Origin of the sequence: Arachidicoccus rhizosphaerae, from assembly GCF_900107765.1 — a bacterium.
GTDB classification, from domain to species: Bacteria; Bacteroidota; Bacteroidia; order Chitinophagales; family Chitinophagaceae; genus Arachidicoccus; species Arachidicoccus rhizosphaerae.
Map to the genome: position 1 here is coordinate 197618 of NZ_FNQY01000003.1, position 12872 is coordinate 210489.

Sequence of the window (12872 nt, forward strand, 5' to 3'; positions counted from 1 at the left end):
ACAGCACAAAGGCCCGGATGTTGTAAAGCGTCAAAAGGCCCATTCATGCATTAGCCAAGCGTATCTGATTTATCACCATCGCCATTGGCATATACCATGGACTCAATCTTATCCAGGACCTGTTTTCTGGACGTTTCAGCGCCAACCGGAAGATAAAGTGCTTTATTACAGATTTTAATCAGATTACTTAAATCATTAAACAAATCCGGGCGCCTGTTTTTAAGCGCATCTAATAATTTATTTTCATCGATTTGCCTGCTGTCTAACTGATATTGTAATTCTTCAATAATATATGCTTTAGCCAGCACGAAAAATTCTTTGGGGTCCAACCGTTGTTTAAGCTCTTTTAAAGCGTCCTCTCTGAGCTCAGTCCTCGACTTTACAGGCAGGGAACTGATCCTGTCACCGGTTTCATTATTCAATTCCGAAGGCTTAGAGGTCGCCGCCTTTGCCTTAATCTTCTGACTCAGTCCTTCGGGTAAATAATGCAGATGATCTGCTTCATGCGCAGCTTCACTGGAGCTTGCAGAGACGGAAGCTACGGATTCCCCCACCTTGGGATTGTCCTTAAAGCTATCTGCGCCACCTGTTTTTGACGTTTTAGCCAAGTTCGCTTTGCTCGTATTCTCTGGCTCAGGAACTGCAGTTACGATACCGGCACCGCCTGGTGTATTAGATTTTTTAACCGCCTTATTTTTTTTCATTTTCCTCAACTCAACTGCCCCAAATACTACCGCAACAATCAGGGCGATCATGCCCACAATCCAAAGATAATCCTTATTGGTTCGGTGGTTTTGTGCCAGACTTTCTGCAATACCGTTATCTTTTAATGGAGCAGTAAACTGAATTTGTAGGGCATCGGTAGAGTCTTTTTCGTACTTTTTGGTATCCGGGTTAAAGTAATTAAATACAATCGGCGGTATCGTTACCCCACCTTCCTTATTGCCGATAAAAGGAATATCGAAGTCTAAAGAGCGGGGCATCGGAAACTGCGCTTTATTGACAGACTGACTGTCTCTGGGATCATAAGCCTGAATACCTGACGGCCATTTAATCTCCGGTACGCTTACGCCATCAAGGTTCCCCATTCCTGATATGCGTATATGCAGGCGGTTATTTTCCCCGGCCGGCAGCTTATTGTTATCCACGGAAGCCTGAATGGAAAATTTACCGATGGCACCGGAATAATTTCCGGGCTGTCCCTGGGTAGGAAGCGGTAGTACCGTCACATTTCTGGGCGTACTTTTAATGATGGCAGTGGCTGAATTACGATCAGCCGGATTACCGGCATCAATAAAAGTCGTCTGTACTTCTACAGATGCAGAATCCAGTGGCAGATCCCCTGTTTTAAGTGCAATCAACTGCGCTTTTCTAATCCCTCTGGCCCGGTAATTTCTCCCATTCACTTTTACATCATAAGGATAGAGATTCTGTTCTATATCCGTTACACTAAAACCATTAAAAGAGGGGAACCGGGAAGGTTTCCAGTTACAGGAGGCTGCGCCAAAAAATTCATAATCCACCAGGATAGGCTCGCCAACATAGAAAGTGGATTTAGAGGGGGTTATCTTAATGAAAAAATCATGGCGGGCTGCCTCATCATAGCTCTGCCCCGGATGCACGATTACCCCGGAGGTGGGCGGGGGAGCACTCGGCTGACCGAAAATATCATCCGGCATGTTCATACCGGGCATGGTTGGCATGCCCTGCAACAAGCCTCCAAAAGGAGAGCCAGAGGCACCCTGACTTTTTTTCACATGATCTTTCTGGACAACCTTAACTGACTGGTCGTGACAAGTCAGTGGTTTTCCATTATAATTATAAGTGATTCCCGGAACATTTAAAGTTCCCATATGCCTTGGGGAGAGGGAATACACATATGAATAGGAAGAAGTAGCATTTCCATTAATAATAGAAGTACTCTGAGAAACAGAAGTTCCTGCAACCTTCCAATCCGGAAAAGAGATATCCGGCATTTGCGGATTGCTGATATTTTTAAATTCATACGTCACCTGTAAGCCATCCTTTGATCCGATCGTCTGATCAGAAACATGCAACTCTACAGCGGCCTGTGCCAAAAGCACTACCTTAACAACAGTCAATAAAAATATTACGAGAATCGTCCGTTTAAACATAGATTCCAAATTTAATCTGCTTGTTAGTTTCAAAAAATCTTCTTTGTAAAGATTGGGAATACTTTTTAAATTCTTTGTTAACAACTAGGCGGCCAGGGCCAAAGAAAATTAATTTATCCCAAAGCAACTGCGTTCAAAGTACCGTTTTGGGGATTATATAAAGGCAGCACTTCTGCACCACCAGGGGTCACACAAAACTCCAAATCCTTTTCCAGCCCAAAAGCTTTTAAACGGTGCCAGTGTGAAGTCTGTCTGATAAAAGTCTTCATATCTGCCTCGTGCAGCTGGTACTGCTGTTTGGCCATTAAGGAACTATCACAGTTCATATGAAAATGCCGTTCAATTTGAGCGACTACGGCTCCGGCAAACATTGTGTCTTCCAGATTAAACCGGTCTTTCCAGCCAGAACAGGCCAAAATCACATTTTTATTACTTGACACCAGATACTGGCAGACACTCCCCAGATTAACAAAAGAACCGGTAATGACTTCGGCAGCACCCTGATCTAATGCCATTTTAAGCAATTTGGTCCCATTCGTAGTCGTCAGCACCAGATCCTTGCCCGCTATAAATGAACGGGGATATTCTGCTGGAGAATTACCATGTAACAACCCTTCAATCACCTGACCATTTCTTTCACCGGCTGTAATAGCACCCAGCTTCTGACCAAGCTGTTTACACTGCTCCACGCCCGCCACCGGATACACCGCTCTGGCTCCATTGCTTAAGGCAGTGGCAATGGTAGAAGTGGCACGGAAAACATCTATAACCACAACCACCCCGTCAGATAAGGAATATAAATCCAGAAGTCTGGGAGACAACACCGTATGTAAAGTTCTTTTTTCCATGGCTGCAAAATAAAGAACTTTTGAGCATAACAATAATATTATGTATTTTGAGTACAAGAATGATAGGCATTTTTGCGTTATCAATTCAATTATTCACCTAAAACAATAAAAATTTATGAAAAAGTACATTGCCGAATTTATCGGCACAATGTGGTTGGTACTGGGCGGTTGCGGAGCAGCCGTTTTGGATGCAGCCTTTCCGAATCTAGGTATTGGTTTTCTGGGTGTTGCGCTTGCCTTTGGACTTACCGTACTAACTGGCGTTTATGCCTTCGGGCATATCTCAGGGGGACATTTTAATCCTGCTGTCTCTATCGGTCTTTGGGCCGGAGGACGTTTTGCAGGTAAAGAAGTCGTTCCTTATATCATTTCTCAGGTACTGGGAGGTATCCTGGGTGCCGGCATTTTATATGTCATTGCCACCGGCAAATCGGATTTCACATCCATTGGCGATTTTGCTTCAAACGGTTATGCAGAACATTCCCCCGGAGGTTACAATCTGGCTGCCTGTTTGATCTGTGAAGTAGTCATGACCTTTATGTTTGTCATGGTCATTATGGGCGCTACACATAAAAAGGCATCCGGCGCATTTGCCGGCGTAGCCATTGGTCTGGCGCTGACCCTGATTCACCTGATCAGCATTCCGGTCACTAATACCTCTGTTAATCCGGCACGTTCACTGGCGCCGGCAATATTCCAGGGAGGCTGGGCACTGGGTCAGGTATGGCTATTCTGGGTAGCTCCGATTGTAGGTGCCATATTAGCAGGCGGTGTATACAAATGGTTACTGCCTAACAATATTCCAGAGCCCCAGACACTGGAGCCACATGCTTAATCAATTGGTTGAATACAGGCTAAATTTATCCACAACATAAGCGTACAATAGGCTATTGCTGTAATTTGCAGCCGATTATGAGAAGATACGAAGATACATACTTGCACAAAGGACTCAGAAAACAGTTGATTACTTACCTAAGAGATATCAGAGGTATCCGGGATAATCGGGTACTGGAAGCCATGAACCAGGTACCCCGTCATTATTTCCTGGATTCCGCCTTTGACCGGATTGCCTATGATGACAGAGCATTTCCGATAGGAGAAGGACAAACGATTTCTCAGCCCTATACGGTTGCCTATCAAAGTCAGTTACTGGAAGTAAAACCTACGGACAGTATACTGGAGATTGGAACAGGAAGTATTTATCAGGCAAGTGTCTTGGCTGCTATGGGAGCCGATGTATTCACCATTGAGAGGCAGCGCAAACTCTTTGATGCGCAAAATGATTTCCCGCTAAGGGAGCGCTTTCCCAATATCCATTTCTTTTATGGAGATGGCTATAAGGGATTACCTGATTACGCGCCTTTTGATAAGATTATTATTACCGCTGCGGCCCCTTATATTCCAGAAAAATTAATGGCGCAGCTCAAAGTAGGCGGTAAGATGGTCTTACCGGTTCAGGATGAGGAAGAGTTTCAGACGATGATGCGCATCACCAAAAATGATGACGGCACCTGGGAAGAAGAAACCTTTGAGCACTTTTCTTTTGTTCCTATGCTGGAAGGCAGCAGTGACCAGGGACAGAGCCCTAGGTAAGCGCTATAAACAATGGCTTTTCGTGGGAGGTTGTCACCCAGCCTAATCAAAAATCCCCCGGATAATTGTATCGAACAATTACTCGGGGGATTTTTAATTTAAAGTAGTAGCTATTAAAGCATCCACCTTTCAGTGAAACTATCAGAATTAATTACAGACAACTAGCAATAATATCCACACATTCCAGCACCTGCTCTTTTGTAATGACCAGTGGTGGGGCAAAGCGGATTTTATCACCATGGGTTGGCTTAGCCAGCAATCCGGCGTCCCTTAATTTCAGGCAGATTTCCCAGGCAGCGTCTTTATCTGCATGTTCAATCACTACTGCATTTAAAAGGCCTTTACCTCTGACTTCTTTAATCAAAGGGCTATTAAGACCACGGATTTTCTCCCGGAAAAGTTCCCCCATTTGCTGGGCATGTTCAGCCATATGCTCTCTTTTGAGCACCTTTAATGATTCGATAGCGACTGCACAGGCCAACGGATTGCCACCATAGGTAGAGCCATGCTCTCCTGGCAAAATTGTGAGCATGATTTCATCACTCGCCAGAACGGCACTTACAGGCAATACTCCGCCGCTTAAGGCCTTACCCAGAATCAACACATCGGGATGTACATTTTCGTGGTCACAGGCCAGCATCTTACCTGTACGGGCAAGTCCAGTCTGAATTTCATCTGCGATAAACAATACATTGTGCTCCTTACACAGAGCGGCAGCTTTGGACAAATAACCTTCATCAGGTACATGTACACCCGCTTCCCCCTGAATAGGTTCAACCAGGAAGGCTGCTACGTTTTTATCTTCCAGTGCAGCTTTCAAGGCGTCAATATTGTTATATTCAACATTTACAAAGCCAGGAGTGAAGGGTCCGAATCCCTCTTTGGAAACGGGGTCTGTGCTAAAGGAAATAATAGAAATGGTTCGACCATGGAAATTTTCAGTGGCTGTTAAAATAACGGCCTTATCTGCTTCAATTCCTTTTACTTTATAAGCCCATTTACGAGCCAGTTTAAGCGCCGTTTCTACTGCTTCGGCACCCGTATTCATGGGCAGTACTTTATCATAACCAAAATAGGCGGTAATAAATTTTTCAAAATCCCCCAGTACATTGTTATAAAATGCTCTGGAAGTAAGGGTAAGCTTTGCGGCCTGATCGGTAAGCGCCTTCATAATATCCGGATGCCTATGCCCCTGATTCATGGCAGAATAGCCGCTTAAAAAATCATAATAGCGCTTGCCATCCACATCCCATACAAAAACACCTTCGCCTTTTTCCAAAACGACGGGTAAGGGATGGTAATTGTGGGCACCGTATTTATCTTCGAGTTCAAGAAAATGCTGAGATTTCGCAGACAACGCAGTATCTGCCTGAGTATGATTAGACATAATATTTTAAATTATAAAAGTGAGAATATTCAGGCCCTGCAATCGCTCCCCGAAACGATTGGACATAAATATAAGAGAGCCAGAAAAGTATGGATATAACCGGATAAAGGGAAACAATTAGTTACCCCAAGGGATGATTCAGATAATCAAGAAAGCTATGTAAGAATAAAGCCTGCATGGCCTGCAAGATAACAAAAATTTTAAAAACAGCAAAAATTGCCTGGAAAATGATTTTCCAACCTTACACAATTGCGGTAAGATTTATTACTTTTGCCAGCGTGGCCGGCAAAGCACAACAGCCAGGCGCAACCTGTCTGACAAAAATCAACGAGTCAGGTAAATAGAGCAGAAAAGACAATCATGAAATATTCACAGCAAATAGGGGCTATATTATCTTTAATCGTCATTGGCGCTTGTTTTATTCCCTGGAGTTATATTCCATCACTGAATGCCACTATAACAGGTATGTATACCGCTACCACTGATTTTGGCAAACCTGGCATTTTACATATCGCCTTTAGCCTGCTGGCCTTTATTTTATTTCTCATTCCCAAACTCTGGAGTAAACGTACCAATATTTTTATTGGTGCCTTTAACCTTGCCTGGGCCGTCAAAAATTACATGCTTTATTCCATGTGTTCTGCAGGAGACTGTCAGGAAAAAAAAGCAGGGATTTATATCGTTCTGATTTCCAGCATCCTTATGATCATTATGTCCATGCTGCCTAAAATTGACATCCCCCCCAAACAAATGGCCAGTGAGGATAAGCAGTCGTAATTGCTGATGTAAGACGTGCAGGGGCATTGCCTATTGCTCAGAAGACTCAATGTCCCTCTGCTCATAAATCACCCCCGGCACTCTGGGCACTGCGAATTTTAAGAATTTCATAAAGCTAAACCTGGGAATCATTCTGGCACCGAGGCTTTCCAGATGCGCAGAATGCACCTGACAATCAATCAGCACTATTCCCTCTTTTTTTAACCGCTGAACGAGTTTAATAAACGCATATTTACTCGCGTTGCTTTTTTGGGAGAACATGCTCTCACCAAAAAACATCTTCCCTAAACGGACACCATAAAGCCCGCCCACCAGCTTGTTATCCTGCCACGCTTCTGCACTTATAGCATACCCCGCCTCGTGTAATGCCGTATAACCATCAATAACCTCCTGATTAATCCAGGTTCCATCCTGGTCCGGTCGGTAAATAGTTTGACAGGCGGTAATTACCTCCCCAAAGGCTTTATTGACGGTAAAATCAAAAGCGTCTTTTTTCAGGAGCACTTGCATGGACTTGCTGATTTTCAACTCATCCGGAAAAAGAACAAATCTGGGATCAGGTGACCACCATAATGGCAAATCCCCGTCATACCAGGGAAAGATTCCCATATGATAGGCCAACAGTAACCTTTCTTTGGACAAATCTCCTCCCATGGCCAGCAGGCCGTCCGATAACCCGCTATCCACCGGCGGAAACCATAATCTATCAGTAAGTACAGGGGGAATCAACATATTAAAACAGAAAAGCAACAGGTATTTTTAAAGAAAAATACAGTTTTAATATCCATACAATTAATATATAAAACCTGATTATCAAATAATTACTGCGAATAATTGTAAAGGACAATTAGACGACAGCTTCTATTGTAGCTCCGATACCTCTTTCCGAGATACTGTCTTTCATAGGTTTTAAGGTATCATAGTCACCTTTCTTGACAGCATATTTACCCTTGGTATGGATTATAAAGGCACATTGCTCTGCCTGCTCCTCCGTATGTCCGCAAACTTCTACCAGAGCCGTTATGACCCATTCAAAAGTATTATAATGATCATTCCAAATAATCAGCTGCAGTGGTAACTCTGTGGCTACCAGGGTATCCGTCTGCCCCTTTTCCCAAGGCTTTGTCTCATTTTGAAAACTGCCTGGGGCTAAAACTTCGGGGTAACCGACCCTTTGATTATAGGTAAGATCCGTTTCTTTCATAACCCAAAGGTAAAAAAATAAACGTGAACAAAGATTCAAATTTGGTCATTTTGTCCATCTTTCAGGCGCAAATAATGGACGGTGGAAATACCCGTAGAAAAGGAGTTTTCCCAGTAAAAACCGATAAGTCCTCTCACAGATCCCTGCCCCTGATAACAATCAGCAAATCAATTAAAATTTGGCCCATCTGTAAAACACCCGGAAACCTGGATAATTTTTAAGCTACAGTTCTCGCCAAAATCTGCCTTTATATCATAAAATTGTATTATATTTTAATGTAAAACCATGCATCCGCGGCAAATCCCTGACAATAAACGTAAATTAACAAATTAAGGGTCTATCTTTGCGGCATGAATCAAGGGGCGAAACAAAATATCCGGCATTTAAACCTGAGCCAACTGGAGCAGTATTTTCAGCAGGCAGGTGAACCTAAGTTCCGGGCCAAACAAGTTTATGAATGGATCTGGGCCAAACATGCCAGAAGCTTTGAAGACATGACCAATCTGGGTAAAGGGCTCAGAGGCAAACTGGAAGAACAATTTTCCTTACCCGCCCTCCGGGTAGAACTGGTTCAGCACAGCAATGACGGCACCCTGAAAAGCCGTTTTATGACCGTCGACCACCATATGGTGGAAGGAGTTCTGATTCCTACGGATGAAAGGAAAACCGCATGCGTTTCGTCACAGGTTGGTTGTAGCCTTTCCTGTAAATTCTGCGCGACGGGATTTATGGACCGTAAGAGAAATCTACATTTTGATGAAATCTACGACCAGGTAGCCATGATTAATGAACAGAGCCTGGATAATTATCAGCAAAAACTGACCAATATTGTTTTTATGGGAATGGGAGAGCCCCTGCTCAACTATGCCAATACCATGAAGGCCGTCGAAAGAATTGCCGCACCGGACGGGCTCGGGATGAGCCCAAGAAGAATAACCGTTTCTACAGCTGGTGTCGCTAAAATGATTACCCGTCTGGGCGATGATCAGGCTAAGTTCAAGCTGGCCTTATCCCTTCATGCGGCCAATGATAAGAAGCGCAATCAAATCATGCCCATAAACGAGACAAATAATATCAAGGCACTCATTGAGTCTCTTAATTATTATTACAAAAAGACCAAGCAGCACGTCACCTTTGAGTATATTTTGTTTCAAAACTTTAATGAAAGTACCAAAGATGCAGAGGAGCTGGTCAGGTTATATAGACAGGTGCCTGCCGATTTGATTAATATTATTGAATATAACCCCATTGAACAGAGTAATTTCAGTAAGCCCTCTGAAGAAAGCACTGATTTATTCATGCGTTATCTGGAGGCGAACCGAGTGAATGCAAGACTCAGGCGCAGCAGAGGCAAGGATATAGACGCAGCCTGCGGTCAGCTGGCCAACAAAGGCGGCCAGCAATAACTTGCCGCCCCAAACAAAAAGTACTGAAAAGGAAATTTATAAAAAAGACTCCATCACCCATACAATCCCGAACCCATGAGCAAGCTTGGATTTGACAAATTCATCAATAAAAAATCTGCCGCTAAGATTAAAGAAGAACATCGGCAGGAAAAACGTAAGTCCAAGGCAGCGCTGCGCGCTGCAGGGGATGAAATGCGCCGCCAAAAGCTGGAGAAGCAAAGAGGGAATACCCAGTACAGAGAAGACCGGGACCTGGAAAATTTCAGAGGCGGTAAATCCTATAAGGAGCGCGGCAGAACAAATCAATCCTTTGAAACGCAAAAAGGGCAGGAGCGTGGCTTTAAAGGCAAACACGGCACTAATAACGAACGATTTGACAAAACAGGTCGGGACAGCAGATTTTCCGAAGACCGTTCTTCTCAGGGAAAATTCAGAGCAGATTCCAAAGATCGTGACGACAGAAATCAACGCTATGACAGCCGCCGTAATAATGAGTCTTACAAAGAAAGGGGTGTTAAAGGTCCAGGCAGACCCGGTAAGTATGATCGGGATAATGCTCAGCAGGAGGCGCAAACATCTTTTGGCAAGCAGCCTGGCAGTGCGTCAGATGATGGCACCATGCCCCTGAATAAATATATTGCCCATGCAGGCGTCTGTGGCAGAAGGGAAGCCGCAGAAATGGTCAAACTTGGCCAGGTGCAGGTTAACGGCGATATTGTCTTTGAACCGGCCACCAAGGTTACTGAAAAAGATGTTGTAAAGCTAAAAGGCAAAAAACTCACGCTTCAGATTAAATATTTTTATTTCCTGCTTAACAAACCTAAAGATCATATTACTACAACGAAGGATGAAAAAGGCCGAAAAACGGTGCTTGATCTATTTAAAGATATCGAGGAGGCCAAACATCTGTATCCGGTAGGCAGATTAGACAGAAATACAACCGGCGTACTGCTCATCACAAATGATGGCGAACTGGCCCAACAGCTCACGCATCCTTCCTTTGAAGTGAAAAAGATTTATGAAGCCACGCTGGACCGCCCGGTGGCTAAAAAAGACCTGGAAGCCATCGCCAGCGGGATAACCCTGGAGGACGGAGACATCAAGGCTGACCAGGTCGGCTATCCTGACGCCAAGGACAAATCCGTTGTCGGCATTGAAATCCATAGCGGTAAAAATAGAATCGTGCGCCGTATTTTTGAACATCTGGGCTATGAAGTAAAAAAACTTGACCGGGTCATGTTTGCCGGACTCACTAAAAAGAATGTAGAGCGAGGCAAATGGCGTTATCTTTCAGAAAAAGAAGTGCGCATATTAAAATTCATGAACGCCGGGGGAACCAAAAAGTCAAAAAAGGCAGCAGAGGCCTCTGAGCAGTCCACTCAATCTACAGAGCTGACCACGGAACAGCCAGCTGTAAAAATCAAAAGAGCCAGAATCCCAAGCACCGGCAAAAAAGCAGCCGACGGCGGTAGAGACAGAGATCACGCGGGTCCTTTAAGCAAACGGGCCACAAATGACAGATCCCCGGCGGCTAAAAAGCCTAAGGTAGCCAGCGCCAAATCCGCAGCGGATAAGGCCCCTAAAAAGGCAGTAAAACCTAATGGCCATAAAACGACCCGCAAGGAAAAGCATTAACTACCCGTTTAACCGTCAAGAATAATTTTTCAGCGGGATCCTTTACTGTAATTATCCGTATCTGATCCCGCTGCAATCATCTTCAGCATTCCAAAATTATTATTGTAGAATTGCCCATGCGTTTGGATATCATACAGCAAAACGATCATTTTATAGTCATCAACAAACCCTCCGGATTATTAAGTGTACCCGACAGAACCCAGTCTGAACCTTCCCTGAAAGATCTGCTGCGGCAACGGTACCCGGAAGTCTATACGGTTCACCGTCTGGATAAAGCGACCAGTGGGCTTATTGTATTTGCCCGTGATTTGGAAACACATAAAACCCTTTCAAAATTATTTGAAACCAGAGAAGTAGAAAAATACTATCTCGGATTAGTTGAAGGCAATCTTATGCCAGATTCCGGAATCATTGAAACCGGCATCATGGAGCATCCGGCAGGAGGTAAGATGATCAACCATGTGAAAGGAAAACCCTCTAAGACAGCCTACCAGAGTGAAGAAAACTTTAAAGGATACAGCTTGGTCAGATTCAGAATCTATACGGGAAGAACCCACCAAATCAGAGTACATTGCCAGTACCTGGGTCATAGTATTGTAGGCGACCCGGTGTATGGAGACGGCAAACCGCTACTATTATCCGCTATTAAAAAGAAATTTAATTTATCCAAAAATGAGCTGGAGGAGCGCCCTTTGATGGGTCGTTTAGCGCTACATGCCTTCCAGATTAAATTTCAACTGGAAGGAGTAGACTATCATTTTGAATCCCCCTTGTCAAAAGACATGCAGGCAACCTTAACCCAGTTGCGCAAACACGCGGCAAAGAGCTGATAGATCTTCAAATCCGGTAAATACGGCCCCATACCTCCAGGCCGGCACTTGGGTAATGACAGTCTATTTTTCCCTGCCGCCTTTACCTAGTTTTAGAAAAGGAAATTGAAGAAGTTGGAAAAAATATCCTTTACTGGCAGACAGATTTTCTTATAAAAGGCAAATAGTCCGGATTATTCCCCGCGGGTTAATCAGAACGCTTATATTTCCCATTCGAATTACTTTCTATTGGCAGGCAGTCCCTGCTTAAACAATTTTGCCTGCGTAATAATATCCTGAAACAACTCAAAATCCGACATTTTTTTCAAGGCTTCATAACCGGGACTATAACGCTGAATAAATACATTTAGAGAATCCTCGTTATGGATCTGGCCATATTTTTCTACAAGATTCTTGCTTACCCGGTGCCGTATATAGGCCATTTGTTCAACTTCCAACGCAAAGCGCTGGTCTCTTTTTCTTTGCTTTTTCTTTTTAAAGCTAAAAACATTTGCCAGGGACCGCACATCCATCAGGCTGAGCTTTTTATCCGCAGTATTGAGCTGCATTTTCTCACCCATCACCTCTGCAAAAGAGGACCATTTGTTATCTCCCATGCTGAGCTTAGGGTTCTTATAATCATATAAGTTCTGATACCTTCGCCTTCGGGCAAGAGAATCTTCCCGGTAGCTTTTTCCGTAGACTTTCACCGTAGCTAGTTCATGTGCGGCCGCTGACTCATCCATCACTATGGTAACATTATAATTTAACGGCGACTGAAGAGCAGAACAGATATATGCATCCACCAGCCTTTGTCTGTAATAAAAGCGGACAGTGTCTGCCAGATGAACGGCTATGTGGTAATACCCGGTTTTATCAGCGGTGGTGGTGATCCCCCCTGAACTTTTAATCTGGACAGTACCCAGTTCGATACTATTATCATAGGGAGCGGTAATTAAACCCTGCAACATCCCTGCACTTTGCGCCTGTAAAGACTGGCTGAAAGTTAATAGCAGCAGCAAGAGCGCTGCTAAAAAATAAATATATTTTTCTTGTTTTTTAGGTGTCATAATTTAAG

Annotated in this window: 12 protein-coding genes; 6 read left to right on the forward strand and 6 right to left on the reverse strand. The window is 43.9% G+C overall.

The window, feature by feature from the left end:
• Nucleotides 1–50 precede the first annotated feature (50 nt).
• Nucleotides 51–2135, reverse strand: coding sequence for a BatD family protein (locus tag BLU80_RS04350; protein WP_091393985.1), 2085 nt, complete (start codon nucleotides 2133–2135; stop codon nucleotides 51–53).
• Between the two features lie 113 nt (nucleotides 2136–2248).
• Complete coding sequence (locus BLU80_RS04355) at nucleotides 2249–2983, reverse strand: 2-phosphosulfolactate phosphatase (protein WP_091393988.1); 735 nt, start codon at nucleotides 2981–2983, stop codon at nucleotides 2249–2251.
• 115 nt (nucleotides 2984–3098) lie between these two features.
• On the opposite strand from BLU80_RS04355, the gene aqpZ reads away from it, so the two are divergent.
• Nucleotides 3099–3818 (forward strand): aquaporin Z, encoded by a 720-nt coding sequence (gene aqpZ / locus BLU80_RS04360; protein ID WP_091393990.1) that lies wholly within the window; start codon nucleotides 3099–3101, stop codon nucleotides 3816–3818.
• A gap of 77 nt (nucleotides 3819–3895) precedes the next feature.
• On the forward strand, nucleotides 3896–4576 hold the full coding sequence (locus tag BLU80_RS04365) for a protein-L-isoaspartate(D-aspartate) O-methyltransferase (protein WP_091393993.1): 681 nt from the start codon (nucleotides 3896–3898) through the stop codon (nucleotides 4574–4576).
• A 151-nt stretch (nucleotides 4577–4727) separates the two neighbouring features.
• Here BLU80_RS04365 and rocD read toward each other — a convergent pair whose 3' ends face one another.
• The gene (gene rocD, locus BLU80_RS04370; protein WP_091393996.1) at nucleotides 4728–5963 is read right to left on the reverse strand and encodes an ornithine--oxo-acid transaminase; all 1236 of its coding nucleotides are present in this window, start codon (nucleotides 5961–5963) and stop codon (nucleotides 4728–4730) included.
• Nucleotides 5964–6323: 360 nt separating this feature from the next.
• Between rocD and BLU80_RS04375 the strand changes: the two genes are divergently transcribed.
• The gene (locus tag BLU80_RS04375; RefSeq protein WP_091393998.1) at nucleotides 6324–6740 is read left to right on the forward strand and encodes a hypothetical protein; all 417 of its coding nucleotides are present in this window, start codon (nucleotides 6324–6326) and stop codon (nucleotides 6738–6740) included.
• 30 nt (nucleotides 6741–6770) lie between these two features.
• On the opposite strand, the gene aat is transcribed toward BLU80_RS04375, so the two are convergent.
• Nucleotides 6771–7472, reverse strand: coding sequence for a leucyl/phenylalanyl-tRNA--protein transferase (gene aat / locus BLU80_RS04380; RefSeq protein WP_091394001.1), 702 nt, complete (start codon nucleotides 7470–7472; stop codon nucleotides 6771–6773).
• A gap of 115 nt (nucleotides 7473–7587) precedes the next feature.
• The gene (locus BLU80_RS04385) at nucleotides 7588–7944 is read right to left on the reverse strand and encodes an ATP-dependent Clp protease adaptor ClpS (protein ID WP_091394003.1); all 357 of its coding nucleotides are present in this window, start codon (nucleotides 7942–7944) and stop codon (nucleotides 7588–7590) included.
• A gap of 350 nt (nucleotides 7945–8294) precedes the next feature.
• Between BLU80_RS04385 and rlmN the strand changes: the two genes are divergently transcribed.
• The 3 genes from rlmN (at nucleotide 8295) to BLU80_RS04400 (ending at nucleotide 11815) form a co-directional block, all read left to right on the forward strand.
• Nucleotides 8295–9350: a dual-specificity RNA methyltransferase RlmN gene (gene rlmN / locus BLU80_RS04390; RefSeq protein WP_091394005.1), complete on the forward strand. Its 1056-nt coding sequence runs from the start codon at nucleotides 8295–8297 to the stop codon at nucleotides 9348–9350.
• 75 nt (nucleotides 9351–9425) lie between these two features.
• Nucleotides 9426–10985, forward strand: a complete 1560-nt coding sequence (locus BLU80_RS04395; RefSeq protein ID WP_091394008.1) for a pseudouridine synthase — start codon at nucleotides 9426–9428, stop codon at nucleotides 10983–10985.
• A 116-nt stretch (nucleotides 10986–11101) separates the two neighbouring features.
• Entirely contained in the window at nucleotides 11102–11815 is a 714-nt protein-coding gene (locus BLU80_RS04400) for an RluA family pseudouridine synthase (protein WP_091394011.1), read from the forward strand.
• A 218-nt stretch (nucleotides 11816–12033) separates the two neighbouring features.
• On the opposite strand, the gene BLU80_RS04405 is transcribed toward BLU80_RS04400, so the two are convergent.
• Nucleotides 12034–12864 carry a hypothetical protein gene (locus tag BLU80_RS04405; protein WP_091394015.1) on the reverse strand — a complete coding sequence of 277 codons (831 nt, stop codon included), beginning with the start codon at nucleotides 12862–12864 and terminating at the stop codon, nucleotides 12034–12036.
• Nucleotides 12865–12872 lie beyond the last annotated feature (8 nt).